Source organism: Pseudomonas oryzihabitans, assembly GCF_032027545.1.
Taxonomy (GTDB): Bacteria; Pseudomonadota; Gammaproteobacteria; order Pseudomonadales; family Pseudomonadaceae; genus Chryseomonas; species Chryseomonas oryzihabitans_F.
Genome location: NZ_JAVSJB010000008.1, coordinates 130,762 through 154,410 on the forward strand (window position 1 = coordinate 130,762; position 23,649 = coordinate 154,410).

Below are 23,649 nucleotides of genomic sequence, written 5' to 3' on the forward strand. Positions count from 1 at the left end.
ATTGTTCAAACCAGAGCGCTATAGTGCCAGTGTCTTTTCCATCGCCGATAGACGTAGGCGAGTCTGATGCTTGCGCAAGACCCGCACGCATGAAAAATCTGCGATTAGCTCTTGAACCTCTGCCGGGCGTTCGTAACGGCGCTAGACGTCCTTCTATCTTATTGGGCGGCTGCTTCCGTTTTTGTTTGGACTCTTCTTACAGTGCTGAGCGTGGCGTGGCGATGTACGGCTCTGGCGTTAACCTGCCCTGAAATAAAAAACCGCCCCGAAGGGCGGTTTTTCAGTACTGAACGCTAGCGTCAGACTTCGACGGCGGCGATGCGGGCTTTCTCGGCGCTTTCACGGAATTCGGCGATCTGGTCGAAGCTCAGGTAGCGGTAGACGTCCGCGGCCATGCTGTCGATGCTCTTCGCGTATTCCATGTACTCCTCGACGGTGGGCAGCTTGCCCAGGATCGAGGCCACCGCCGCCAGTTCCGCCGACGCCAGGTAGACGTTGGCACCGTCGCCCAGGCGGTTGGGGAAGTTGCGGGTGGAGGTGGAGACCACGGTGGCGTTGGCGGCTACCCGTGCCTGGTTGCCCATGCACAGCGAGCAGCCCGGCATTTCCATGCGCGCGCCGGCCTTGCCGTAGATGCCGTAGTAGCCTTCCTCGGTCAGCTGGTGCTGGTCCATCTTGGTCGGCGGCGACAGCCACAGGCGGGTCGGAATCGAGCCCTTAACCTTGTCCAGCAGCTTGCCGGCCGCGCGGAAGTGACCGATGTTGGTCATGCAGGAACCGATGAACACCTCGTCGATCTTGTCGCCGGCCACCTGGGACAGCAGGCGCGCGTCGTCCGGATCGTTCGGGGCGCACAGCACCGGCTCGGTGACTTCGGCCAGGTCGATCTCGATGACTTCGCTGTATTCGGCGTCGGCATCGGCGGCCAGCAGTTGCGGATCGGCGATCCAGGCTTCCATGGCGCGCGCACGGCGCTCCAGGGTACGAGGATCACCGTAGCCTTCCTCGATCATCCAGCGCAGCAGGGTGATGTTGGACTGCAGGTACTCGGTGATGGACTCGGGTGACAGCTTGATGGTGCAACCGGCGGCGGAACGCTCGGCGGAGGCATCGGACAGCTCGAACGCCTGCTCCACGGTCAAGTCTTCCAGGCCTTCGATCTCGAGGATGCGGCCGGAGAAGATGTTCTTCTTGCCCTTCTTCTCGACGGTCAGCAGGCCCTTCTGGATGGCGTAGTAGGGGATGGCGTGCACCAGGTCACGCAGGGTGATCCCGGGCTGCATCTTGCCCTTGAAGCGCACCAGCACCGACTCCGGCATGTCCAGCGGCATGACGCCAGTGGCAGCGGCGAAGGCCACCAGGCCGGAACCGGCCGGGAAGGAGATACCGATGGGGAAGCGGGTGTGGGAGTCGCCACCGGTGCCGACGGTGTCGGGCAGCAGCATGCGGTTCAGCCAGCTGTGGATGATACCGTCGCCAGGACGCAGGGAGACGCCGCCACGAGTACGGATGAAATCCGGCAGGGTGTGGTGGGTCTTGACGTCGATGGGCTTGGGATAGGCCGCGGTGTGGCAGAAGGACTGCATCACCAGGTCGGCGGAGAAGCCCAGGCAAGCCAGGTCCTTCAGCTCGTCGCGGGTCATCGGACCCGTGGTGTCCTGGGAACCGACGGTGGTCATCTTTGGCTCGCAGTAGGTGCCGGGACGCACGCCCTCGACGCCACAGGCCTTGCCGACCATCTTCTGCGCCAGGGTGTAGCCCTTGCTGCTCTCGGCCGGCTGGTCCGGCTTGTTGAACAGGTCGGACGGGCCCATGCCCAGTTCGGCACGCGCCTTCTCGGTCAGGCCACGGCCGACGATCAGCGGGATACGGCCGCCGGCGCGGACTTCGTCCAGCAGCACGGGGGTTTTGAGTTCGAAGGTGGCGAGCACCTCGTCGCTGCCGTGGCGGGTGACCTTGCCGGCCTTCGGATAGACGTCGATGACGTCACCCATTTCCAGGGCGGACACGTCGAATTCGATCGGCAGGGCGCCGGCGTCTTCCATGGTGTTGTAGAAAATCGGGGCGATCTTGGAGCCGAAGCAGAAACCACCGGCGCGCTTGTTCGGCACGTAGGGGATGTCGTCGCCGAAGAACCACAGCACCGAGTTGGTGGCGGATTTCCGAGAAGAACCGGTACCGACCACGTCACCGACGTAGGCGACCGGGAAGCCCTTGGCACGGACTTCCTCGATCTGCTTCAGCGGGCCGATGCTGCCTTGCTGCTCGGGGACGATGCCGTCGCGGGCCATTTTCAGCATGGCCAGGGCGTGCAGCGGGATGTCCGGACGCGACCAGGCGTCAGGGGCAGGGGAGAGGTCGTCGGTGTTGGTCTCGCCAGGCACCTTGAACACGGTCAGGGTGTACTTCTCGGCGATTTCCGGACGCTTCCTGTACCACTCGCCCTCGGCCCAGGATTGCAGCACGGCCTTGGCGTGGGCGTTACCGGCCTTGGCCTTCTCGGCCACGTCGTGGAAGGCATCGAACATCAGCAGGGTATGCTTGAGTTGCTCGGCGGCCACGGCGCCCAGCTCGGCGTCGTCCAGCAGTTCCACCAGGGTGGCGATGTTGTAACCGCCCTGCATGGTGCCCAGCAGCTCGGTGGCGCGCTGCTTGGAGATCAGCGGGGACTGGGCTTCGCCCTTGGCGACGGCGGAGAGGAAACCGGCCTTGACGTAGGCGGCTTCGTCGACGCCCGGCGGCACGCGATTGGTGATGAGATCGACGAGGAATTCTTCTTCGCCGGCGGGGGGATTCTTCAGCAGTTCGACCAGACCGGCCGTTTGCTCGGCGTTCAGCGGCTGGGGCACGATGCCCTGGGCGGCACGCTCTTCTACGTGTTTACGATAGGCTTCAAGCACAGGTTGACCCTCATCAGTGGTCCAATATGGTGTCCGGGGGCTGACGCCCCGAAATCAGTCTGGACGGCCGCGACAGCCAGGCTGCAGGCAGGGCCGGTAACGTTCCGGACGGACTCCGCTAGAAGCTGTTTTCAAAGTTTTACGCCGGCTGCTGGGAAGCTGACCGGACAGCTGGGCGGTTGATGAGGCCGCCGCTGGCCGGACACCGGATACTGTGCTCGTGACGCTTTGAAAACAGCTTCGTATCGGACATTGCGCCTATAAGGCTGCCTAATTCTACGCCAACCTTCTGGCGAAGTTAAGCGTGGCGTTGTCGCATCCCCGAGGTGCGGTCTTGGCGCTTCGCTGCACCTCGGGCTGTCCTGCAGCGTCTGCAGCCCGACGCGCTCGACGTGCTTAGAAACTGGTCACGATCTCGCGAGCTAGAGCCAAACAAGGCGCAACGACCAACGGGAGTAACAGCCAACGGCTGGCCCGTAGGGTGAGCGCCAGCGAATCAAAGGGCTGAGGAAGCGGATCGTACCCGCGCTCGGGTTTACGAGTGGTAAATGAGCATTCCGAAGGGCTTTTCAACGCCGTTTGGCCGACGCGCAGCAGATCGTGAACAGGTTCTTAGCGGCCGAGGTGGGCGAAGCGGCCGGTGAAGGGCTTGCCGATGGGGTACGCCAGGTCGCCATGCTTGCTGGTGCCCAGGCCCAGGTCGACCAGGGACTCGGCCAGCTTGACCGCGGCGCTGACGCCTTCGACCACCGGAACGCCGATGGCCTCGCTCAGGGCCTCGCGCAGATCGGCCATGCCGCCGCAGCCAAGCACGATGGCGCCAGCGCCTTCTTCATCACGCGCCCGCCGGCCTTCGGCGGCGATCAGCTCGATCAGGCTGTCGTCGGCGGCTTCCAGGGCCAGCACCGGCAGGTCGATGCAGCGTACCGAGGTGCACAGCTCGGCGAAGCCGTAACGCTGCAGCAGGTGCTCGGCGATGATGCGGGTGCGGGTGAGGGTGGTCACCACGGCGAAGCGGGTGGCCAGCAGGCTGGCCAGGTGGAAGCCGGCCTCGGCGATGCCCAGCACCGGCCCCTTGGCCATTTCCCGGGCAGCGAGCAGGCCTGGATCGCCGAAGCAGGCGATGACATGGGCCGCGCAACCTGCCTCGACGCCCTTGCGCATTTCCTCGATTACCCCGACCGCGGCCACCGCCTCGTCGTAATGACTCTCGATGGAGACGGGGCCGGCGTCCGGGTTGCTCGCCAGGATGGACGTGCCCGGACGGGCCACCGCCTGGGCGGCACGACCGATCTTGGCGGTCATGGCGGCACTGGTGTTGGGGTTGATGACCTGGATCTGCATGGCGTGCCTCAACTGCGTTTGAAGATGCTGCGGAAGTCCGGCTCGGCCGCGGCGGGCCGGTCGATATGAAGGGATTCGCGGATCAGGCGGAGGTGCTGCGCCATCCAGTCGCCGGCGGCGACGCCGTCGCCTCGTGCGAGCAGATCCAGCAGATCGCCGTGCTGGCCGCAGTCGCAGCCCAGGCTGTGGCGTGAGCCATAGATGGCGATGAGCAGCGACGAGCGGCTGGCCAACTGGGCGACCTGCTCTGTGAGCACTTGGTTATCGGCCAGTGCCGCCAGTTCGACATGGAAACGGGCGGACAGCTGGATCGCCAGGCTGTGGCGCCCGCCATGTTGTGCCTCGTGCTCCTCGACGCAGAGCTGCCGCAGGGGCGTCAACTGAGCCGCGTCGACGCGGGCGGCGACCAGGGGCATCAGCGCCGGCTCGATCAGCTGGCGCGCGGCGAGGATGTCCTGGGCTTCCTTGGCGCTGGGCTGGGCGACCTGGGCGCCGCGGTTGGCGCGCAGGGTGACCAGGCGTTCCAGGGCCAGGCGCTGGAGTACCTTGCGGATGCCGGTGCGGCTGATGCCGAAGGTTTCCGCCAGGGTGTCTTCCGGCAGCCGGGTACCCGGCGCCAGGCGATGTTCGACGATGGCCTCGAGGATGTCCTGATAGATCCGCTCGTCCCGCGGAGAGGCGGCAACGGCGAGTGGCGAGGGTACTGCACTCATGGGCGTGCTCCAGCGATTTGCCTGAATTGTATACAGGATTTGGATCCGCGACGATGAGCAAAAGCGCGAGCGGTTGTGCGCCAAGGTAGCGCTCCGCTGGTACTGAATGCCCCAGTTGAGTGCGATGCTAGCGCGCTATTCAGCAGTGTCTTGGCGCACTTCCTGACAAGTTTTCTGTGTCCGACCAGCCAGTTAGCCCGTTTTGACGCCAGCTGGCACGGTCTCTGCCTTGTGGATTGTATACAAAATCAAACAGGCGCCGTATGCAGGTGCCTGCCCATCACGGAGGCGGCGATCCATGACCCAGCAGATTCCCCCGGGCTACAGCCCACGTCTATACAACGAAGACCTCGGCCCGGTAGCGCAGAAATGGAGCTGGTACAACATCTTCGCCTTCTGGATGAGCGATGTGCACAGCGTCGGCGGCTACGTCTTCGCCGCCAGCCTGTTCGCCCTGGGCCTGGCCAGCTGGCAGGTGCTGATCGCCCTGCTGGTGGGTATCTGCATCATCCAGGTGATCGCCAATCTGGTCGCCCGACCCAGTCAGCAGGCGGCGGTGCCCTATCCGGTGATCTGCCGGCTGGCCTTCGGCGTCTTCGGTGCGAATATCCCGGCGGTGATCCGCGGCCTGATCGCCGTGGCCTGGTACGGTATCCAGACCTACCTCGCGTCCAGCGCCCTGGTCATCGTGGTGCTCAGGTTCTTCCCGGCCCTGGCCGTCTATGGCGACACCAACTTCCTCGGACTCTCCTATCTCGGCTGGATGGGCTTCCTAACCCTCTGGGTGCTGCAGGGCTGCGTATTCTGGGCCGGCATGGAATCCATCCGCCGCTTCATCGACTGGGCTGGCCCTGCCGTCTACGCGGTGATGTTCGTGCTCGCCGCCTGGATCGTCTGGCGCGCCGGTTGGAGCAACATCAGCTTCACCCTGGCGGAAAAGCAGCTGAGCGGCTGGGCCGCTTTCGGCCAGGTGATCATGGCCATCGCCTTGGTGGTGTCCTATTTCTCCGGACCCACGCTCAACTTCGGTGACTTCAGCCGCTACTGCCGTTCCATGCAGGACGTCCGGCGTGGCAACTTCTGGGGGCTGCCGATCAACTTCCTGGCCTTCTCCCTGGTCACCGTGGTGATCGTTTCCGGCACCCTGCCGGTGTTCGGCGAGATGATCCACGACCCCATCGCCACCGTCGCGCGCATCGACAACACCACCGCGGTGCTGCTCGGCGCCTTCACCTTCGTCACCGCCACCATCGGCATCAACATCGTCGCCAACTTCGTCTCGCCGGCCTTCGACTTCGCCAATGTGGCGCCGAGCAAGATCAGCTGGCGCGCCGGCGGCATGATCGCCGCGGTCGCCTCCATCTTCATCACACCCTGGAACCTGTTCAACAATCCCGAGGTGATCCACTACACCCTGGACGTACTGGCGGCCTGCATCGGCCCGCTGTTCGGTATCCTGCTGGTGGACTACTACCTGCTGCGCAAGGGCCAGATCGACGTCGATGCCCTGTTCGACGACACCCCCAGCGGTGCCTACTGGTACAGCGGCGGCGTCAACTGGGTGGCAGTTCAGGCACTGGTCGCCGCGGCCCTGATCGGCCTGTGCTTCACCTTCGTGCCCTGGTTCAAGCCGATCGCCAACTTCGCCTGGTTCACCGGTTGCTTCCTGGGCGGGCTGTTCTTCTATGCCTTGAGCCGCCGCAGCGCCAGTCCGCTGCCGGCCGGTGGCGCCACTGCCGTGTGATGGATCCGCCGATCGCCAGCGGCCGGAGCGGGCTACCTGCTCCGGCCGCTGGCGTTTCGGCTAGACTAGGCGTTTTGCTCCAAGGCGCTTCACCCATGTCCGCTCCTGTCATCAAGACGCCCTGCGTCGGCCTGTGCTCGACGATGTTCGGCGATCACGTCTGCCGTGGCTGCAAGAGATTCCACCACGAGGTGGTGAACTGGAATCTCTATAGCGAAGAGGAGCGCCTGGCCGTCTGGGCGCGCCTGGAGCTCTTGCTGGTGCAGGTGGTGTCGGCCAAGGTGGACGTCTTCGATGCCGAGTTGCTGCGCCAGCAACTGCAGCAACGCAGCATCCGCTTCCGGCCGGATCAGTCGGAATATTGCTGGGCCTATCAGTTACTGGCCCGCGGTGCACGCCATATCCAGCAACTGGACGCCTACGGCCTGCGCCTGCTGCCGGAGTTTCGCGAACGCCCCCTGGCCGAGTTGCGCGATGCCATCGACCGGGAATTCTTCCTGCTGTCCGAGGCCCATTACGACCGCTACATCGCCCCGCGCTTCTTGCTCGCAGGGGTCGACAGCCGCGTCTGAACGTCAGCAGCCAGGGGGCGCTGCCCAGGCGTGCGCCTTTCTCTATAATGCGCGGCTTTTGCACGGGATTACGCTGATGTCCTTGCCCGAGATGAACGACTTCCTCGGCTGCCGCACGCCGGATGCCTGGGTGGAGGCCGCGCTACAGGACCTGCCGACGCTGCTGCAGGACCACGCCAACAACGAGAAGAAGGCCGCCGGCGCCGCCTTCCATTATCTGTTCACCTATTCCAACCGCGCCGAGTTGTCCTGGAAGATGTCACGCATCGCCCGCGAGGAGTTGCGGCATTTCGAGCAGGTGCTGCAGATCATGAAGCGCCGCGGCATCGAGCATCGCAATGTCAGCTCGGCGCGCTATGCCGGCGCCCTGCGCAAGCTCTGCCGCAACCACGAGCCGCTGAAGCTGACCGACAGTCTGGTGATCGGCGCCTTCATCGAATGCCGTTCCTGCGAGCGCTTCGGGGCCGTGGCACCCCATCTGGACGAGGAGCTGGGCAAGTTCTACAGCGGCCTGCTGGCCTCCGAGGCGCGTCACTTCCAGGACTATCTCAAGCTGGCCTACCTCTATGGGGAGCGCGACGACGTCGACGCCAAGATCGCCGAGGTGCGCGCCCTGGAGGTGGAGCTGATCACCTCGGGCGACCGCGAGATGAGATTTCACAGCGGTATCCCATCCGCGGCCTGACCCCCTTACTTGCAGGCCTTGGTCTCGCCGACGTAGGGGTTGCCGCGACCCATGATGCAGGCCAGTCGCTGGTTGCGCTGGCGCTCCCAGGCTTCCGGCGGATATTGCTTGGTCCAGGCGGTGTAGAGCTGGCGATCCTGCTTCGAAAGGCGCAGGCCGTAGCGGTCGCTCATATAGAAGTAGGTCCGGGCGACCATGCCGCGGATTTCCGGGCGTGGCATGGCGGTCTTGGCCTTGAAGTCCACCACCATCTGGCAGGCGCCGTACTGGGTCGGCTTCTGCGGCAGCCAGCCGAAGGCGAAGTTGCTGCGATCGCCATTCACCTCGCCGACCACTGGCACCAGGTTGAAGAGATCGGCTTCGGCCTTCTGGTACACCGGGTCGTGGGCGGTGCAATTCTTGCGGCCGCCTTTCTGCCAGCACTGGCGCTGGTGGCCGATCACCCAGGCGGGCACGATGTGTTCCCATTCGATGCGACTGGCGCGCTGGGCGCTCTTGCGCGGGACGTAGCCGCAGCTCCTGAGATCCACGGTCTTGCCGCTGTAGTGGCAACCGCAGTAGAAGTCCACCCCCTGCTGGGCATAGACCTTGGCCGCGACCTGCTTGGCTTCGCTGAAGGTGCGGGGCGGTTGGGGCGTGGCCAGGACGCTGAGGGACGCCAGGGTCAGGCTGAGCAGCAGGGCGGGGCGCAACGACATGGAGAATCCGTCCGAAAAAGCGCGGATACTACCGGCCCGCACGGGGGCGCGGTGTGACTGGGTTCACCGGAATCCGTCGCGACCCGGAGCCGCCGCTGGCGCGGAACAGATTCGATATCAATGACTTAGAGGTAAGGCATGGCAGCCTGGGACATCTTCTGCACGGTAGTGGACAACTATGGCGACGCGGGTATCACCTGGCGGCTGGCCCATCAGTTGGTCGCCGAGCATGGGCAGCAGGTGCGCCTGTGGATCGACGATCTCTATCCGTTGGCACGTATCCAGCCGGGAGTGGATGGCACCGCCGAGCAGCAATGGCATCGTGGCGTCGAGGTACGGCTCTGGCGCTCTGGCAGGATGGAGACTGAGCCGGGCGACGTGGTGGTGGAAGCCTTCGCCTGCCAGGTGCCGGAAGACTTCGTCGCGGCCATGGCGCGACGCGCCGTGCGTCCGCTCTGGCTCAATCTGGAATACCTGAGTGCAGAGGAGTGGATCGAAGGCTGCCATGCCTTGCCTTCGCTACAGCCCACCGGGTTGAACAAGTATTTCTTCTTTCCTGGCTTCACGCCCAAGGTGGGAGGTCTGCTGCGGGAGCAAGCTCTGCTCGCCCAGCGGGACGAATTCCTGGCGACTGCCCAGACGCGTACCGATTTTCTCGCTGGGCTGGGCGTTCAGCGCCAGCCCGGCGAGCGCCTGTTCTCGCTGTTCGCCTACGAGAACCCGGCGTTGATCGACTGGCTGGATGCCCTCAGCGCAAGCGACCAGCCTACCTGCCTGCTGGTGCCCGAGGGGCGGGTACTGGCGAACGTCGCCGCCTGGCTCGGGGTCGACTGGCTCAAGGCCGGCGACAGCCATCGCCGCGGTGCCCTGCGGGTCCAGGTACTGCCCTTCGTCTCCCAGCAGGATTACGATCGGCTGCTCTGGTGTTGTGACTTCAACGCCATTCGTGGCGAAGACTCCTTCGTCCGCGCGCAATGGGCCGCCCACCCGTTCGTCTGGCACATCTATCCGCAGGAAGAAGACGCCCATTTCGTCAAACTCGAAGCCTTTCTCGCGCGCTACATCGAGACGGCTGCACCCTCGCTGGCCCAGGCTGTCATCGGCTTCTGGCTGGCCTGGAACGGTCGCGGCGACCTGGCGGCGGCCTGGGCCGCGCTCGACGTTCAGGTCGCGGATTGGCGCCGTCTGGCCTGGGATTGGAGCGAACGGATGGCCTCCCATAGCGATCTTGCCGCCAGCCTGGTGCATTTCCATACAGATTGGCTATCATATGGCGCCTCGAAATCCCGTTCTTCCATCCATACGGATTACCGCATGAAAACCGCACAAGAGTTCCGTGCCGGCCAAGTGGCCATGATCGACAACGCTCCCTGGGTCATCCAGAAAGCTGAATACAACAAGTCCGGCCGTAACGCTGCAGTGGTCAAGATGAAGCTGAAGAGCCTGCTCTCCGGCAGCGCGACCGAAACCGTCTTCCGCGCCGATGACAAGCTCGAGCCGGTCATCCTGGATCGCAAGGAAGTCACCTATTCCTACTTCGCCGATCCGCTGTATGTCTTCGTCGACGCCGACTATAACCAGTACGAAGTCGAGAAAGACGACCTGGGCGAAGCCATCGCCTTCATCGAAGACGGCATGACTGACGTCTGCGAAGCGGTGTTCTACAACGATCGCGTCATCTCTATCGAGCTGCCGACCACCATCGTGCGCCAGATCGCCTACACCGAGCCGGCCGTCCGCGGCGATACCTCGGGCAAGGTCATGAAGACCGCTCGCCTGAACAACGGCTACGAGCTGAAGGTGTCCGAGTTCTGCGATATCGGTGACCACATCGAGATCGACACCCGCACCAATGAGTACAAGTCGCGCGCCAAGGTCTAAGAACCTATCCAAAGTCTGCTGCGCGTCGGCCAAACGGCGTTGAAAATGGTTTCGGAATGCTCATTTACTACTCGTAAACTCCGCTTCCTCAACCATTTTCGCCTTGTTTGGCTCTAGCTCGCGAGACTTTGAACAGGCTCTAATCCAGGCGTCTCGATGAAAAGCCCGGCTCGCCGGGCTTTTTGCTGTCTGGGTGCCCGCCGGCCCCGACTGCTGTTTCGCATTCCCTTCGCTTCTGGATAGTGCCGCCGTGGAATCGCTGTTTACGCTGTTGATGGATGTCGTCCTCGGGGCGGTGCTGGGTGTCGTGGGTGGCCTGTTCGGCATAGGTGGCGGCTTGATCGCCATTCCAGTGCTGGCGCTGCTGTTCGGCCTCGACCAGCAACTGGCCCAGGGCACCGCCCTGGTGATGGTGGTGCCCAACGTGCTGCTGTCGGTCTACAAGTACAACCAGCGCAATCGCATCGATTGGCAACGTGCCAGCCTGCTGGCCGCCGCCGGCATGCTCTCGGCGCTGGCAGGGACCGCTCTGGCGGTATCCCTGGATGCGCACTCGATGCGCCATGGCTTCATCGGCTTCCTGCTGCTGCTGGTGCTCTACAACCTCTGGCAACTCTATCGTCGCGGCCAGCCGCCGCTCACCACGCCCAGCCGTACCGGGCTGGGAATACTGGGGCTGGTGGCCGGTTTGGTTGGCGGGCTGTTCGGCGTGGGCGGCGCGGTGATCGCCACGCCGATCCTGGCGGGGGTGATGGGGCTGACCCAGGTCGCCGCCCAGGGCATGTCCCTGGCCATGGCCCTGCCCACCACCGGCGTCACCCTGGCCAGCTATGCCTGGCATGGCGAAGTGGATTGGCAGGTCGGCATCCCCCTGGCCATTGGCGGCTTGCTCAGCGTGAGCTGGGGCGTGCGCCTGGCCCACCAACTGCCCGAACGCCTGTTGCGTCTGCTGTTCTGCGGTTTTCTGCTGCTTTGCGCGGTACTGCTGGCACTGCGCTGATTATTGGCGAAAGCCCTCGGCGATGTGCTCGGCGAGGGTATCGATGATCGGCGAGGCGCTACGCGGACTGCGTAGCAGTTCAATGGAGCAGGAAGGCAGGTCGGGCATGCCGTCCGCTTCCCCCAGCCGCCGCAATTCGTTCGGCAGCAGGCTTTCCAGCTGGGCAGTGACCGCCAGGCCGGCCTTGACGATGCCGAGCAGGGCGGCAAGGCTCGGGCTGCTGTAGGCCAGGCGATAGCCGCGCCCGCGATTGTCCAGCGCGCGGCGCGCCCAGTCGCTGAGGAAGCAGGAGGTATTGAACATCGCCAGCGGCAGCGGATCGCGCTGGTGCACGTCGAAGCCGGGCGCCTCCGCCCAGACGAAGCGTTCCCGTCGCAGCGGCAGGCCGATCTCGTTGCCTGGCTCGCGGGTGACGATGGTCAGGTCCAGATCCTGGCGTTGCAACAGGCCGACACTGGGCTCGCAATGCACGTCCACCTGCACCAGCGGATAGGCCTTGGCAAAGCCCGCCAGGATGCCCGGAATGAACCTCATGACGTAGTCGTCGGGCGTGCCTATGCGAACTGTCCCCACCATGTGCGGCTCGCGCAGGGTGGTCATCACCTCACCGTGCAGCTTGAGGATGCGCCGCGCATAGCCCAGCAGGATCTGGCCTTCCGCGGTCAGCCGTACCTGGCGCCCGTCGCGCTCGAACAGCCGACGTTGCAGCACGTCCTCCTCCAGCTTGCGCATCTGCATGCTGACCGCCGACTGGGTGCGGTTGACGATTTCCGCTGCCCGGGTGAAGCCGCCATGTTCCGCGATGGCGACGAAGGTGCGCAGCAGATCCGAGTCTATGCTGGGATAATTCATTTCATCATCCAGGTGAATGCATCGCATAAGAAAGATTCGTTGGATTGATGTTAAGCGGAATCGGAGACTGGAGCCATAGCCCTCAATGAAGGAGAGTGTCATGGCTCAGCTCGCATCTCGTCGCGTTTCCTCCGTTTGCCTGGCAGCGTCGTCGGGTGCCCTCGGTCGTTTGCATCAGGCGTTTGCCTGGCTACAGCAAGTGCTGGAAGTCTCTCGTCAGCGCCGTGCTCTGTACCGTTTGGATGACACCGCCCTGAGCGACCTTGGCTTGAGTCGTGCCGATGCCTGGCAAGAGGCCGACAAGCCGTTCTGGCAGCAGCCGCTGGATGAGGGTGGCCGCCGATCCTGCTAGGGTGAGGGCTCACCTTCTTTCTATCGGGAGTGCGGATGGATAGCCTTTCCCTGCGTGAGGCCCGGCGTCTGGCCTTGCGCGCTCAGGGCTTCGGTAGCCCAGCCAAGGGCGGCGCGGGCGTGGCCGCTCTGTATCGCCAGGCCGCGCGCCTGGGAGTACTGCAAATCGACTCGGTCAATGCCCTGGTGCGCTCCCACTATCTGCCGCTGTTCAGTCGGCTGGGACGCTATGAGTTCAGCGACTTCGACGCCCTGGCCTGGGGCCAGGGTCGCTCACGCCAGCTCTATGAATGCTGGGCCCATGAGGCCTCGCTGGTGCCTGCGGAGGTCTGGACCGAATTGCGCTGGCGCCGGGAGCTGGCGCGGCAGGGCGTAGGGATCTATCGGCAGTTGGCCCGCTTCGCGGTCGAGCAGCCCCAGGTGGTGGCCCAGACGCTCGAGGCCGTGGTGCAGCGCGGCCCATTGGGCGCCGGCAGCCTGGCGAAGCGCGCCGACAAGGCCGGGCCTTGGTGGGACTGGAGTCCGACCAAGCTGGCACTGGAATGGCTGTTCGCTGCGGGTGAGGTCACGGTGGCCGGTCGCCGCGGTTTCGAACGACTCTACGATCTGCCTGAGCGAGTCCTGCCAGCGACCATCCTGGCGGCCCCGGTGCCGACACCGGCCGCGGCACGGCGGGCACTGCTGCTGCGCAGTGCGCGGGCGTTGGGCGTGGCGACCGAGATTCAGTTGCGCGACTATTTTCGTCTCAGTCCCGCCGAAGCCCGCCAAGGCATCGCCGAATTGCGCGAGGAGGGCAGTCTGCAGCCGATCCAGGTGCAGGGCTGGTCCAAGCTCGCCTACGTCGCGGACACCCCGAATCCAGGGCGACCGGTACGCGCGGTGGCGCTGTTGTCGCCTTTCGACTCCCTGGTCTGGGAGCGCGGACGCACCGAACAACTGTTCGACTTCCGCTACCGGCTCGAGCTCTACACGCCAGCGCCCAAGCGGGTCTATGGCTACTACGTGCTGCCCTTTCTCTATCGGGAGCGCCTGGCGGCACGGGTGGACTTGCGCGCCGAGCGGGCGCAGTCGCGGTTGGCGGTGCATGCTGTGCATCTGGAGTCGGCGGGGCTGGACGAGGAGGGGCGGGAGGCCTTGGCCGGGCAGTTGCGCGAGCTGGCCGACTGGCTGGGGCTTGCCGAGGTGCAATTGCACGGGCCGGCCAGCGTTCTGCAAGAGGCGCTGGCGCGCCGCTAGGTGGTCGCCGCGCACGGCGACCACCTAAAGCTACTCAGCGGCGGATGCCCTTGAGCGTCTCGGCGATCATGAAGGCCAGCTCCAGGGACTGGTCGGCGTTCAGGCGCGGGTCGCAGTGGGTGTGGTAGCGGTCGGAGAGGGCGTCTTCGGTGACTGGACGGGCGCCGCCGATGCACTCGGTGACGTTCTGGCCGGTCATCTCGATGTGTATGCCGCCGGCGTAGGTGCCTTCCGCCTTGTGTACGCCGAAGAACTCCTTGACCTCGCCCAGGACACTGGCGAAATCCCGGGTCTTGTAGCCGCTGGACGCCTTGATGGTGTTGCCGTGCATGGGGTCGGAACTCCACAGCACCTGGCGGCCTTCGCGCTCCACGGTCTGGATCAGCCGCGGCAGGTGATCGCCGACCTTGCCCACGCCCATGCGCACGATCAGGTTCAGGCGCCCCGGATCGTTTTCGGGGTTCAGGGTGTCTATCAGGCGGATCAGGTCTTCGCTGGTGGTGGAAGGGCCGACCTTGACGCCGATAGGGTTGTTGACTCCGCGCAGGAATTCGACATGGGCACCGTCCGGCTGGCGCGTGCGATCACCGATCCAGAGCATGTGCGCCGAGCAGTCGTACCAGTCGCCGGTCAGGCTGTCGCGGCGGACGAAGGCTTCCTCGTAGTTGAGCAGCAGCGCCTCATGGGCGGTGAAGAAGTTGGTTTCCTTGACCTGGGGCGCGGTGTCCAGGCCGCAGGCGCGCATGAACGCCAGGGTCTCGTCGATGCGGTCCGCCAGTTGGTGGTAACGGTCGGCCAGGGCCGAGTTGGCGATGAAGTCCAGGTTCCAGCGATGCACCTGGTGCAGGTCGGCGAAGCCACCCTGGGCGAAGGCGCGCAGCAGGTTGAGGGTCGCGGTGGACTGGTTGTAGGCCTGGATCAGGCGCTGCGGATCGGGGATGCGGCTGCCTTCGGTGAAGTCGATGCCGTTGACGATGTCGCCGCGGTAGGCCGGCAGGGCGATGCCGTCCTGGACTTCCTCGCCCGAGGAACGCGGCTTGGCGAACTGGCCGGCCATGCGACCGACCTTGACCACCGGACAGCCGGCAGCGAAGGTCATGACCACCGCCATCTGCAGCAGCACCTTGAAGGTGTCGCGAATCTTGCCGGCGGAGAATTCGAAGAAGCTTTCCGCGCAATCACCACCCTGCAACAGGAAGGCCCGACCCTGGGTGACCTCGGCGAACTGCCGGCGCAATTCGCGGGCTTCACCGGCGAACACCAGCGGTGGATAGCCGGCCAGGGTGCGCTCCACCTCGGCGAGGCGGGCTTGATCGGGGTATTCGGGCTGTTGCTGGATGGGCAGGCCTCTCCAGCTGGTAGGACTCCAGGGCGCGGACATGGCTCTCTCTGAAAGGGATCGACGAAGCCGGCCATGATAACCGAAGGAGCCGGCAACGCTCGATAGACTATGGCCATGGCGGCTACCATGGCGGTCAATAGAGGAGGGTGGTGATGACGGCTACGGAAGTCTTGCTGGAGGAGGTCGTTGATGCCCATGGGCGAATCCGGGTGGTCGAGGTCGGCCCCTATCGCTTCCTGGAGTTCGGCGAGGAGGTGGAGCAGAGCTGCGTCTTCACCCGGGACCCGGCCTGGCTGGAATACGACTATAACCGCGCCATGCTGCTGGGGGCGCTCTGCCATCCCGCGCCGCGGCGTGCGCTGTTCCTCGGCCTGGGCGCCGGTACCCTGACCCAAGCCTGTCTCAAGTGGTTGCCGCTGGAGGCAGTGGAAGCCCTGGAACTCCGCCCGGAGGTCCCGCGCCTGGCACGGCAGCACCTCGGGCTGGGCAACGATCCGCGGCTCGACATCCGCATCGGCGATGCCATGGAGTTGCTCGAGGCGGCGGCCCCGGCGGATCTGATCTTCGTCGACCTCTATACCGACGTGGGTCCTTCGAGTGCCCATCTGGCCTGGCGTTTCCTGGAAAACTGCCAGGCCAAGCTCCAGGCCGGCGGGTGGCTGGTGATCAATCAGTGGAGCACGAACGACGGCAAGCCACTGGGGGCGCCCTTGCTGCGCGGATTGTTCCGCCACCACTACTGGGAATGTCCGGTGATCGAAGGCAACGTCATTCTGCTGGTGCCGGCCAGTCTGGAGCAGGAGCTGGACGAGGCTGGGGTACGGGCGCGGGTACGTGACCTGACGCCGCAGGCAGGCTTCGATCTCGAGCCTTACCTGGACAGCCTGCGTGCAGCGACCTGATCGGATATCGGCTAACGTCCTCTGGAGAAATGTCCAGGGGTCGGGTATGATTCGCCCCGGTCTTTTTGACCTTCCGTTCAGGAACTGCATTTTCCCGGTCCGCCGCCATGGTCACACCGGTGTGCGTTCGCCCGACGGCGAACAATCCTAGACGCTTCACCCCTTTTTCATCCGCTATTTCGCAAAAAGCTCACACCTTGGCTGCCTGGGCGACTTCGGTCATTCGGATAAGCGCAGCTCTTGGCTTTGGGGTCTTTGCGAAGCACACGAGGCAAGACAATGACCCAGGACATCAGCAATTTCGCTGCGCTCAATCTCAATCCCGCCATCCTCGCCGCCATCAAGGCCGTTGGCTACGAAGAGCCGTCGCCCATCCAGTCGCAGTCCATCCCGGTGATCCTTGCCGGCCACGACATGATCGGCCAGGCGCAGACGGGTACCGGCAAGACCGCAGCTTTTGCTCTGCCGCTGCTCTCGCAGCTCGACCCGTCCCGTCGTGAACCCCAGATACTGGTGCTGGTTCCTACCCGGGAACTGGCTCTGCAGGTCGCTACCGCCTGCGAAACCTACTCCACCGAGATGCCCGGCGTTAAAGTCGTGGCCCTCTACGGCGGCGCGCCCATGGGCCCGCAGCTGAAGTCCCTGCGCATGGGTGCCCAGGTACTGGTCGCCACCCCCGGTCGGCTCTGCGACCACCTGCGTCGTGACGACAACCTGCTGGCCACCGTCCAGCACCTGGTGCTCGACGAAGCCGACGAGATGCTCAAGCTGGGCTTCATGGACGACCTCGAATTCATCTTCGAAGCCATGCCGGAATCCCGTCAGACCGTACTGTTCTCGGCCACCCTGCCGCCGTCGATCCGCGCCATCGCCGAGCGTCACCTGAAGGAACCGCAACACGTCCGCATCGCGGCCAAGACCCAGACCGTCGCTCGCATCGAGCAGGCGCACCTGATGGTCCACGCCGACCAGAAGCCGGCCTCGGTGCTGCGCCTGCTGGAAGTGGAGAACTTCGACGCCCTGATCGCCTTCGTCCGCACCAAGCAGGCGACCCTTGACCTGGCCGAGCTGCTGGAGCGCCAGGGCTATCGCGTCAGCGCCCTGAATGGCGACATGCCGCAGGCCCAGCGTGAGAAGACCATCGAATCGCTCAAGGATGGTTCCCTGGACATCGTGGTCGCCACCGACGTGGCCGCCCGTGGCCTGGACGTGGCGCGTATCACCCACGTCCTGAACGTCGACATGCCCTACGATCCCGAATCCTACGTCCACCGTATCGGCCGTACCGGCCGTGCCGGTCGCGAAGGCCGCGCCCTGCTGCTGGTGACTCCGCGTGAGCGCCGCATGCTGCAGGTCATCGAGCGCGTCACCGGTCAGCGCGTGGGTGAGATTCGCCTGCCCGACGCCGAAGCCGTGCTGGAAGCCCGTATCTCGCGCCTGGCTGATGGCGTGGGTTCGCTGCTGGCCGATGCCGATGCTACCCACGGCGCCCTGCGTCAGGAGTTGTGCGAGCGTCTGCAGTGCGATCCTTCGACCCTGGCTGCCGCGCTGCTGGCCAAGCTGACCGCTGGTCGTGCTCTCGACATCGAGTCGTTGCGCCGTGAGCAGCCGCTGACCCCCGGCTCTGGCCGTGGTGACCGTCCGCGTACCGAACGCGGCGATCGTCCTGAGCGTGGCGAGCGTGGTGAGCGTCCGGATCGCGGCGAGCGTCGCCCGATGCAGCCGCTGCCGGAAGGTCGCGTGCGCTGCCGTACCGCCCTGGGTGCGCGCGATGGCATCGCTGCCAAGAACCTGCTGGGCGCCATCATCAATGAAGGCGGCATGGATCGCGAGGCCATCGGCCGCATCCAGATCCGTGACTCCTTCAGCCTGGTGGAGCTGCCCGAGGAAGGCCTGGAGCGTTTGCTGACCAAGCTCAAGGACACCCGCGTAGCCGGCAAGGCCCTGCGCCTGCGTCGCTATCGCGAGGATTGATCCCCGCGTAATGAAAAAGCCCCGGATATCCGGGGCTTTTTTCTGCCTGCCAGAACAGCGGGACAGCTCTAGAAGATCACCTTGTCGCGCAGTTTTTCGGCGGCCAGTTGCAGGGCCTGGATGACCCGCTCCTTGTCGTAGTTCTGGATGTTGTTGGTATCCAGGTACATGGAGAAGCCGGGCAGCTCGTGTTCGACGTAGCTGGGAGAAGCGCCCAGGTCGCGGCGGAAATCCACCACCTGGTAGATCTGCACCGGTTTGCTGAAGCCCTTGACCGTGATCTGGCTCTTGTCGCGGCACATGATGGTGTCCTTGATCAGCGAATAGGTCTCGTGGCTGATCAGGATCTCGCCGGCGTCTGCGGCGTTTTCCAGGCGGCTGGCCAGGTTCACCTCGCGGCCGATGATGGTGTAGTCCATGCGCGTACTGGAGCCGAAGTTGCCCACCGTACAGTAGCCGGTGTTGAGGCCCATGCGGATTTCCAGCGGCTTGTTGATGCCCTGGCTGCGCCATTGCTGGCGCAGCACCTTCATGTGCTTGCGCATGGCGATGGCCATGGAGACCGCGGCCACCGCATCCTTCTTGGCGCCCTGGCTGTTGGCATCGCCGAAGAACACCATGACGCAATCGCCGACGAACTTGTCGATGGTGCCGCCATACTTCACGGCGATCTTCGACATCTCGTTGAGGTAGTTGTTGAGCATGTCGGTGAGGGCTTCGGCCTCGAGTTCCTCGGACAGCTCGGTGAAGCCCTTGATGTCGGAGAAGAACACCGTGAGCTTCTTGCGCTGGGTGCCCAGGGCGATGTGTTGCTTGCCGGTGAAGATGGATTCCCACACCTGGGGCGACAGGTACTTGGCCAGGTTGTGCGCCAGGATCGCCGATTTTTCCTGCTCGCGCTTGAGGTCGTCGTTGATCTGGATCAGGCGCTTGCGTTGCCGGTGCAGGAAGTAGGCGGTGCCCCAGAGGTGCAGCATGGTGCCCACCACGGCGGTGACGGCCACCAGCAGCGGACTGGTCAAGTCGACACCCTGGAAGAAGGTGGCACTGCCCAGTGCCGCGGCGCTGGTGGCGAACAGCAGGCAGAGCCCGAGCAGACGCGGACCGCCGCGCAGCATGCTGGTATAGCCGAGCATGATCAGCAGCATCAGGGTGGGCATCAGCGGGAAACGCAACACCACCGCGGCCATGCCGACGTGGATGGCATCAACGGCTGCGAGCAGGATGTCGGTCTGGGGGCCGCGGTCGCGCCTGAGCTTGAGGCTGATGGTCTGGGCCAGGTGCGGGTAGAGCAGGGCGTAGGGAATCAGCCACAGGCCGACGGCGTCGGCCTGGGTGTAGTAGCCGGCGGAAATGCTGGCGGCAGCGATCAGATAGGCGAATACCCGAGCGTAATAGACACCCAGGCTGTCACCGGAAGCAGCGAGGAACCGGTTGAGCGCAAACTTCATCTGACGGGTCCGTTTGGAGATAGGCGATAAGTCGGTACAACTCCGTTCGCGACGATGAAAGCGGCCGGGTTTTCGAACTGCAGCAATTTTAGCCGAGAGGCTCGAGCTCGGCCAAGGATGGCACCAAATCCCCTCGTATGACATCGAATTTCAAGGGGGCTCGGTGGGGTACACTGGGCCATTTCCACAGGAGTGACCCCATGGATGCCCTTGAAGCCCTTTGCAATCGTGCGTCGGTCGGCCGCCTCACCGAGCCCGGGCCTTCCGTCGAGCAGCTCGAGCTGCTCCTGCGCGCCGCGGATCGCGCGCCGGATCACAAGCTGTTGCGTCCCTGGCGACTGATCCTGGTGTCGGGCGAGGGGCGCGAACGCCTGGGCGAGCTCTATGCCGAGGCGCTGCTGCGACGCGAGCCCGGGACCGACACCGCGGCCCTGGACAAGGCCCGGCGCATGCCCTTGCGCGCGCCCCTGGTGATCGCCGTGGTCGCCTCTCCCCAGGAACATCCGAAGGTACCGCTGCAGGAGCAGGTCATCACTGCCGGCTGCGTCGCCCACGGGCTGGTCAATGCAGCCTTCGCCCTCGGCCTGGGCGCGGTCTGGCGCTCCGGCGAGTTCAGCTACGACCCCTGGGTGCTGCGAGGGCTGGGGCTGGCTGCGGAGGAGCAACTGGTGGGCTACATCTATCTGGGCACCCCAGAGGTGGCGCCGCGGGTGCCGGTGCCCAGGGATCTGGGGCAGCAGGTCAGCCATTGGCCAGCACCGGCCGTAGCGGCAGGATAACGCTGGCGACGAAACCGCCCTGCGGATGGTTGGCCAGGAGGAGGTCGCCGCCATGGCGCTGCACGCCACGGCGGGCGATGGCCAGGCCCAGGCCGTAGCCGTTGGCTTGCTGCTGATCCGCGCGAAAGAAGGGCTCGCCCAGGCGGGGTAGATCGTCGGCCCGGACGCCGGGACCGTGGTCGCGGACCTGGATGCGTACCTCGCCGGCAACGACCTCCGCCGAGATGACGATGGGTTGTGTCGGCGGGTTGAAGCGCAGGGCGTTGCGTAACAGGTTGTCCAGCGCGCGTTCCAGGACGTCGGGCCAGCCGTCCAGCTGCAGGGTGGGGGGCACGTCCAGTTCGACCCTTTGCTGGGGCGCCGTGAGCTGGGCGTCCTCGACCAGGCCGCTGAGCAGCGGGTGCAGCTCGACCTGCTCGGGCGGACCTGGATCGGCTTCCTGGCGGGCGAGGGCGAGGATCTCGCCGATCAGGGTTTCCAGGCGATCGCACTCCAGGGTCAGGCGCGGCCACATGTTGCCCAGGTCGTGTGGGTCCGAGCGTTCGGCCAGGGCCAGGGCGATGCGCAGTCGCGCCAAGGGCGAGCGCAGTTCGTGGGAGACGTCGCGCAGCAGCTGACGCTGGCTGTCGATCAGCCGCTGCAGGTGTGCGCCCATGCGATTGAAGTCGCTCGCCAGCACGCCCAGTTCGTCCTTGCGGCGGGCCAGGCGGGCGAGGGTGTCCTGCTGATAGGCCGTCTGGCCAAGATCATGGACGGCGCGGCGCAGGTGATTGAGCGGGCGGGTCAGGCTGAGCGTCAGCAACAGGCTGAACAGCGTCAGTACCAGGGTGGCGATGGCCAGGGTGCCGACCGGCCAGAACAGACTCTCACGGCGCCAGGCGCCCAGCTCCGGCGTGGGCAGGTGGTAGATGAACAGGTAATTCTGGCCGCTGGGGCTGGTGTATTCGTCGGTCAGGCGTCGCCAGGGCAGCGGTCGGTTGGGATCGCGGGCGCCTGGGCCGGGGCGCTGCAGGCGCTGTGGCTGGTCGGGATCCTGGTCGAAGAGGCGCGGTGGCAGGGTGCCGCGCACCAGGGGCGAGCCGTTCTCGCCCAGCACCAGCACATCGATGCCGTAGCGCCCCTTGCGCTGTTCGAGGAGTCCCTGGGCCGCGGCAGGGCCGTCGTTTTCATAGCGTTGCACCCATTGTTCGGGCAAGTCGCGCAAGCCTGGGTGCTGCGCGAGGATCCAGGAGTCCTGGTCGGCCAGGTGGCCGAGCAGCATGGTCAGGCCGACCGCGGAGAGGATGGCCAGCCAGAAGGTTGCGAAGATGCGCCAGAAGAGAGAGCGAAAAACCATGCGGTCGCCTTGCGCAAACGCCGCGCCGAGAACCATCGGCGCGGCGGAAGGGGGTTACGAGGATTTGTGATCTTGCTTCCACTGCTGGAACTCGGCCCATTCCTTGGCGCGATCCTCACGCTTCTTCTCCATTTCGTCGAAGCGCTTCTGCTGATCGGGCTTGAGCAGGGCGCGAATGGCCTGGCGGGTCTTGTCGCGATTGCCGTCGAGCTGCTCCTGCAGGGCCTTGCGCTGGTCCTCGGGAAGTTTGTCCAGGTAGCTCTTGACGATCTCACGCTGCTGCCGGTGTTCCGCTCCCATCAGCTTGCCCACCTGCTCGCGCTGATCGGGGGTGAGCTTGAGACCGCGCAGCGGGCCTTCACCGCGGTGGGCACCATCCATCGGCTTGGCCTGGGGAGGCGGGGTGATGGCGGTGCCGTCCGGGGTGGCGGCCAGCGTCAGGGTGGGCAACAGGGCTGCGAAGAGGACGGCGGGCATGAGTTTGCGCATCGAAAAATCTCCTTGGGATGGCCGGTTGCGATACCGGATAGGCCCAAGTCTAGGAGCCGGGGAGTCAATGGCGGTCAGCGGGCGTAAAGGCGGGGTAAAGGCGCGGGTGCAAGCTCCCGTCGCCTAGACACTGTAGTAGTAGCCGCGGCCACGCAGGGCCAGGATGCGCGGACGGCCGTCGGCATGGCTGCCGAGTTTGCGTCTCAGGTTGCTCACGTGCATGTCCAGGCTACGATCGTAGAGCGTCAGCTTGCGCCCCAATGCGGCCTGGGCCAGCGCCTGTTTTTCCAGGGGCTCGCCTGGTTGGCGCAGCAGGGCTTCGAGGATACGGCTTTCGGTCAGGGTGAGGGTGATCTCGGTCTCACCGATATTGGCCACACCCCGTGCCAGGCTCAGTGACAGGTCACCCAGTTGCAGGCGGGCGGCGGGTTGCGCCGGATGGCTGCGCCTGAGGATGGCCCTCAGGCGTGCGGTGAGTTCCCGCGGATCGCAGGGCTTGGCCAGGTAATCGTCGGCGCCGAGTTCCAGGCCGAGAATGCGGTCGAGCGGCTCGCCGCGGCCGGAGAGCATCAGCACCGGCAACTGTGGATGGTCGCTGCGCAGTTGCTTGAGCAGTTCCAGGCCACTGCCGTCGGGCAGCATGACGTCGAGCACCACCACGTCGGGCGTCGCGTCGCGCAGGTGGTTGCGAGCATCGACACCGGTATGGCAGGCGGTGACCTCGAAGCCTTCCTGTTTCAGCCAGGCGCCGAGCAGGTCGCAGAGTTCCTGGTCGTCGTCGATCAGCAGAATCTGGCTCATGGCACTAGTCTCGCGGTTCGTCCATGGGTTGCAGATGGCGCGCCAGATACAGGCCCTGGCCGAGCATGAAGACCAGGGTCATCGCCAGGCTGCCGAAGACCTTGAAGTCCACCCAGATGCTCTCGAAGGTGAAGGCGACGAAGAGATTCGCGCAGCCGCAGACGATGAAGAAGATGATCCAGGCGATGTTCAGGCGTGTCCAGATCGGTGCCGGCAACTTGACCGCATGGCCGAGCATGCGCTGGATGAGCGGTTTGTCACCGATGAAATGGCTGCCCAGGAAGGCCAGGGCGAACAGCCAGTTCACCACCGGTGCCTTCCATTTCAGGAAGGTTTCGCTGTGGAAGGCCAGGGTCATGCCGCCGAACACCAGGCAGGCCAGCAGCGTCAGCCACTGGCTCTTCTCCAGTCGACGCTGGGCCACGTAGAGGGCGCCATAGACCACCAGCGAGGCCGCGATGAGCACGGCGGTGGCACTGAAGATGCCCCCCAGGGTGAACGCGTGCCCGGCGAATTCCACCGGACGCGGGTCGAGCTTGTAGACGAGGAAGAACAACAGGAGGGGGATGAAGTCGATGAATTGTTTCATTACCGCAGCC

General features: G+C 64.9%; 21 protein-coding genes and 1 pseudogene. 11 read left to right on the forward strand and 11 right to left on the reverse strand.

Annotated elements, in window-relative coordinates; all coding sequences use genetic code 11:
* Nucleotides 1-299: 299 nt before the first annotated feature.
* The 3 genes from acnB to RND78_RS15550 all read right to left on the reverse strand — a co-directional run bounded on the left by acnB (nucleotide 300) and on the right by RND78_RS15550 (nucleotide 4,957).
* A complete protein-coding gene (gene acnB / locus RND78_RS15540) occupies nucleotides 300-2,900 on the reverse strand; it encodes a bifunctional aconitate hydratase 2/2-methylisocitrate dehydratase (protein WP_312730025.1) in 2,601 nt (866 codons plus the stop codon).
* A 612-nt stretch (nucleotides 2,901-3,512) separates the two neighbouring features.
* Nucleotides 3,513-4,244, reverse strand: coding sequence for an aspartate/glutamate racemase family protein (locus tag RND78_RS15545; RefSeq protein WP_312730028.1), 732 nt, complete (start codon nucleotides 4,242-4,244; stop codon nucleotides 3,513-3,515).
* Between the two features lie 8 nt (nucleotides 4,245-4,252).
* Nucleotides 4,253-4,957, reverse strand: a complete 705-nt coding sequence (locus RND78_RS15550; protein WP_312730030.1) for a GntR family transcriptional regulator — start codon at nucleotides 4,955-4,957, stop codon at nucleotides 4,253-4,255.
* Between the two features lie 298 nt (nucleotides 4,958-5,255).
* On the opposite strand from RND78_RS15550, the gene RND78_RS15555 reads away from it, so the two are divergent.
* From RND78_RS15555 to RND78_RS15565, 3 genes are all read left to right on the forward strand, one after another.
* Nucleotides 5,256-6,701 carry an NCS1 family nucleobase:cation symporter-1 gene (locus RND78_RS15555; RefSeq protein WP_312730032.1) on the forward strand — a complete coding sequence of 482 codons (1,446 nt, stop codon included), beginning with the start codon at nucleotides 5,256-5,258 and terminating at the stop codon, nucleotides 6,699-6,701.
* A gap of 95 nt (nucleotides 6,702-6,796) precedes the next feature.
* Nucleotides 6,797-7,273 (forward strand): DUF1289 domain-containing protein, encoded by a 477-nt coding sequence (locus RND78_RS15560; RefSeq protein WP_312730034.1) that lies wholly within the window; start codon nucleotides 6,797-6,799, stop codon nucleotides 7,271-7,273.
* A gap of 73 nt (nucleotides 7,274-7,346) precedes the next feature.
* Nucleotides 7,347-7,958, forward strand: coding sequence for a tRNA-(ms[2]io[6]A)-hydroxylase (locus RND78_RS15565; protein ID WP_193755065.1), 612 nt, complete (start codon nucleotides 7,347-7,349; stop codon nucleotides 7,956-7,958).
* Between the two features lie 5 nt (nucleotides 7,959-7,963).
* On the opposite strand, the gene RND78_RS15570 is transcribed toward RND78_RS15565, so the two are convergent.
* A complete protein-coding gene (locus RND78_RS15570) occupies nucleotides 7,964-8,656 on the reverse strand; it encodes an endonuclease I family protein (RefSeq protein ID WP_312730036.1) in 693 nt (230 codons plus the stop codon).
* Between the two features lie 138 nt (nucleotides 8,657-8,794).
* Between RND78_RS15570 and earP the strand changes: the two are divergent.
* The 3 genes and pseudogenes from earP to RND78_RS15585 form a co-directional block, all read left to right on the forward strand.
* A pseudogene (earP, locus tag RND78_RS15575) lies at nucleotides 8,795-9,922 on the forward strand (elongation factor P maturation arginine rhamnosyltransferase EarP); the annotation flags it as partial.
* Between the two features lie 48 nt (nucleotides 9,923-9,970).
* Entirely contained in the window at nucleotides 9,971-10,537 is a 567-nt protein-coding gene (gene efp / locus RND78_RS15580) for an elongation factor P (protein WP_007158497.1), read from the forward strand.
* Between the two features lie 259 nt (nucleotides 10,538-10,796).
* Nucleotides 10,797-11,537: a sulfite exporter TauE/SafE family protein gene (locus tag RND78_RS15585; RefSeq protein WP_312730221.1), complete on the forward strand. Its 741-nt coding sequence runs from the start codon at nucleotides 10,797-10,799 to the stop codon at nucleotides 11,535-11,537.
* On the opposite strand, the gene RND78_RS15590 is transcribed toward RND78_RS15585, so the two are convergent.
* Complete coding sequence (locus RND78_RS15590; RefSeq protein ID WP_312730038.1) at nucleotides 11,538-12,389, reverse strand: LysR substrate-binding domain-containing protein; 852 nt, start codon at nucleotides 12,387-12,389, stop codon at nucleotides 11,538-11,540. It lies immediately after the preceding gene.
* A gap of 100 nt (nucleotides 12,390-12,489) precedes the next feature.
* Here RND78_RS15590 and RND78_RS15595 point away from each other — a divergent pair, with 100 nt between their 5' ends.
* A complete protein-coding gene (locus RND78_RS15595; protein ID WP_312730040.1) occupies nucleotides 12,490-12,741 on the forward strand; it encodes a DUF1127 domain-containing protein in 252 nt (83 codons plus the stop codon).
* Nucleotides 12,742-12,776: 35 nt separating this feature from the next.
* On the forward strand, nucleotides 12,777-13,976 hold the full coding sequence (locus RND78_RS15600; RefSeq protein WP_312730043.1) for a winged helix-turn-helix domain-containing protein: 1,200 nt from the start codon (nucleotides 12,777-12,779) through the stop codon (nucleotides 13,974-13,976).
* 34 nt (nucleotides 13,977-14,010) lie between these two features.
* Here RND78_RS15600 and RND78_RS15605 read toward each other — a convergent pair whose 3' ends face one another.
* Nucleotides 14,011-15,357: a class II 3-deoxy-7-phosphoheptulonate synthase gene (locus RND78_RS15605; protein ID WP_312730045.1), complete on the reverse strand. Its 1,347-nt coding sequence runs from the start codon at nucleotides 15,355-15,357 to the stop codon at nucleotides 14,011-14,013.
* Between the two features lie 113 nt (nucleotides 15,358-15,470).
* Between RND78_RS15605 and RND78_RS15610 the strand changes: the two genes are divergently transcribed.
* Together RND78_RS15610 and RND78_RS15615 are read left to right on the forward strand one after the other, a co-directional pair.
* The gene (locus tag RND78_RS15610; RefSeq protein ID WP_312730047.1) at nucleotides 15,471-16,220 is read left to right on the forward strand and encodes a spermidine synthase; all 750 of its coding nucleotides are present in this window, start codon (nucleotides 15,471-15,473) and stop codon (nucleotides 16,218-16,220) included.
* A 279-nt stretch (nucleotides 16,221-16,499) separates the two neighbouring features.
* Entirely contained in the window at nucleotides 16,500-18,194 is a 1,695-nt protein-coding gene (locus RND78_RS15615; protein WP_312730048.1) for a DEAD/DEAH box helicase, read from the forward strand.
* Nucleotides 18,195-18,262: 68 nt separating this feature from the next.
* On the opposite strand, the gene RND78_RS15620 is transcribed toward RND78_RS15615, so the two are convergent.
* On the reverse strand, nucleotides 18,263-19,645 hold the full coding sequence (locus RND78_RS15620) for an adenylate/guanylate cyclase domain-containing protein (protein ID WP_312730050.1): 1,383 nt from the start codon (nucleotides 19,643-19,645) through the stop codon (nucleotides 18,263-18,265).
* A gap of 200 nt (nucleotides 19,646-19,845) precedes the next feature.
* Here RND78_RS15620 and RND78_RS15625 point away from each other — a divergent pair, with 200 nt between their 5' ends.
* Nucleotides 19,846-20,424: a nitroreductase family protein gene (locus tag RND78_RS15625; RefSeq protein WP_312730053.1), complete on the forward strand. Its 579-nt coding sequence runs from the start codon at nucleotides 19,846-19,848 to the stop codon at nucleotides 20,422-20,424.
* Here RND78_RS15625 and RND78_RS15630 read toward each other — a convergent pair.
* From RND78_RS15630 to RND78_RS15645, 4 genes are all read right to left on the reverse strand, one after another.
* A complete protein-coding gene (locus RND78_RS15630; RefSeq protein ID WP_312730055.1) occupies nucleotides 20,387-21,760 on the reverse strand; it encodes a HAMP domain-containing sensor histidine kinase in 1,374 nt (457 codons plus the stop codon). The genes RND78_RS15625 and RND78_RS15630 overlap by 38 nt on opposite strands.
* A 54-nt stretch (nucleotides 21,761-21,814) precedes the next feature.
* Nucleotides 21,815-22,249, reverse strand: coding sequence for a Spy/CpxP family protein refolding chaperone (locus tag RND78_RS15635; RefSeq protein WP_312730057.1), 435 nt, complete (start codon nucleotides 22,247-22,249; stop codon nucleotides 21,815-21,817).
* A 123-nt stretch (nucleotides 22,250-22,372) separates the two neighbouring features.
* Nucleotides 22,373-23,050, reverse strand: a complete 678-nt coding sequence (locus RND78_RS15640) for a response regulator transcription factor (protein WP_312730058.1) — start codon at nucleotides 23,048-23,050, stop codon at nucleotides 22,373-22,375.
* A 4-nt stretch (nucleotides 23,051-23,054) separates the two neighbouring features.
* The gene (locus RND78_RS15645) at nucleotides 23,055-23,639 is read right to left on the reverse strand and encodes a septation protein A (protein ID WP_312730059.1); all 585 of its coding nucleotides are present in this window, start codon (nucleotides 23,637-23,639) and stop codon (nucleotides 23,055-23,057) included.
* Between the last annotated feature and the right edge of the window lie 10 nt (nucleotides 23,640-23,649).

Excerpts from the sequence above, each read along its gene's own strand:
- RND78_RS15555 (WP_312730032.1), top strand. The coding sequence starts at position 5,256 with ATGACCCAGCAGATTCCCCCGGGCTACAGCCCACGTCTATACAACGAA.
- RND78_RS15550 (WP_312730030.1), bottom strand. The coding sequence starts at position 4,957 with ATGAGTGCAGTACCCTCGCCACTCGCCGTTGCCGCCTCTCCGCGGGAC.
- RND78_RS15590 (WP_312730038.1), bottom strand. The coding sequence starts at position 12,389 with ATGAATTATCCCAGCATAGACTCGGATCTGCTGCGCACCTTCGTCGCC.
- efp (WP_007158497.1), top strand. The coding sequence starts at position 9,971 with ATGAAAACCGCACAAGAGTTCCGTGCCGGCCAAGTGGCCATGATCGAC.
- RND78_RS15605 (WP_312730045.1), bottom strand. The coding sequence starts at position 15,357 with ATGTCCGCGCCCTGGAGTCCTACCAGCTGGAGAGGCCTGCCCATCCAG.
- RND78_RS15615 (WP_312730048.1), top strand. The coding sequence starts at position 16,500 with ATGACCCAGGACATCAGCAATTTCGCTGCGCTCAATCTCAATCCCGCC.
- RND78_RS15630 (WP_312730055.1), bottom strand. The coding sequence starts at position 21,760 with ATGGTTTTTCGCTCTCTCTTCTGGCGCATCTTCGCAACCTTCTGGCTG.
- RND78_RS15620 (WP_312730050.1), bottom strand. The coding sequence starts at position 19,645 with ATGAAGTTTGCGCTCAACCGGTTCCTCGCTGCTTCCGGTGACAGCCTG.
- RND78_RS15645 (WP_312730059.1), bottom strand. The coding sequence starts at position 23,639 with ATGAAACAATTCATCGACTTCATCCCCCTCCTGTTGTTCTTCCTCGTC.
- RND78_RS15595 (WP_312730040.1), top strand. The coding sequence starts at position 12,490 with ATGGCTCAGCTCGCATCTCGTCGCGTTTCCTCCGTTTGCCTGGCAGCG.
- RND78_RS15625 (WP_312730053.1), top strand. The coding sequence starts at position 19,846 with ATGGATGCCCTTGAAGCCCTTTGCAATCGTGCGTCGGTCGGCCGCCTC.
- RND78_RS15640 (WP_312730058.1), bottom strand. The coding sequence starts at position 23,050 with ATGAGCCAGATTCTGCTGATCGACGACGACCAGGAACTCTGCGACCTG.
- RND78_RS15570 (WP_312730036.1), bottom strand. The coding sequence starts at position 8,656 with ATGTCGTTGCGCCCCGCCCTGCTGCTCAGCCTGACCCTGGCGTCCCTC.
- RND78_RS15600 (WP_312730043.1), top strand. The coding sequence starts at position 12,777 with ATGGATAGCCTTTCCCTGCGTGAGGCCCGGCGTCTGGCCTTGCGCGCT.
- RND78_RS15610 (WP_312730047.1), top strand. The coding sequence starts at position 15,471 with ATGACGGCTACGGAAGTCTTGCTGGAGGAGGTCGTTGATGCCCATGGG.
- RND78_RS15635 (WP_312730057.1), bottom strand. The coding sequence starts at position 22,249 with ATGCGCAAACTCATGCCCGCCGTCCTCTTCGCAGCCCTGTTGCCCACC.
- RND78_RS15545 (WP_312730028.1), bottom strand. The coding sequence starts at position 4,244 with ATGCAGATCCAGGTCATCAACCCCAACACCAGTGCCGCCATGACCGCC.
- RND78_RS15560 (WP_312730034.1), top strand. The coding sequence starts at position 6,797 with ATGTCCGCTCCTGTCATCAAGACGCCCTGCGTCGGCCTGTGCTCGACG.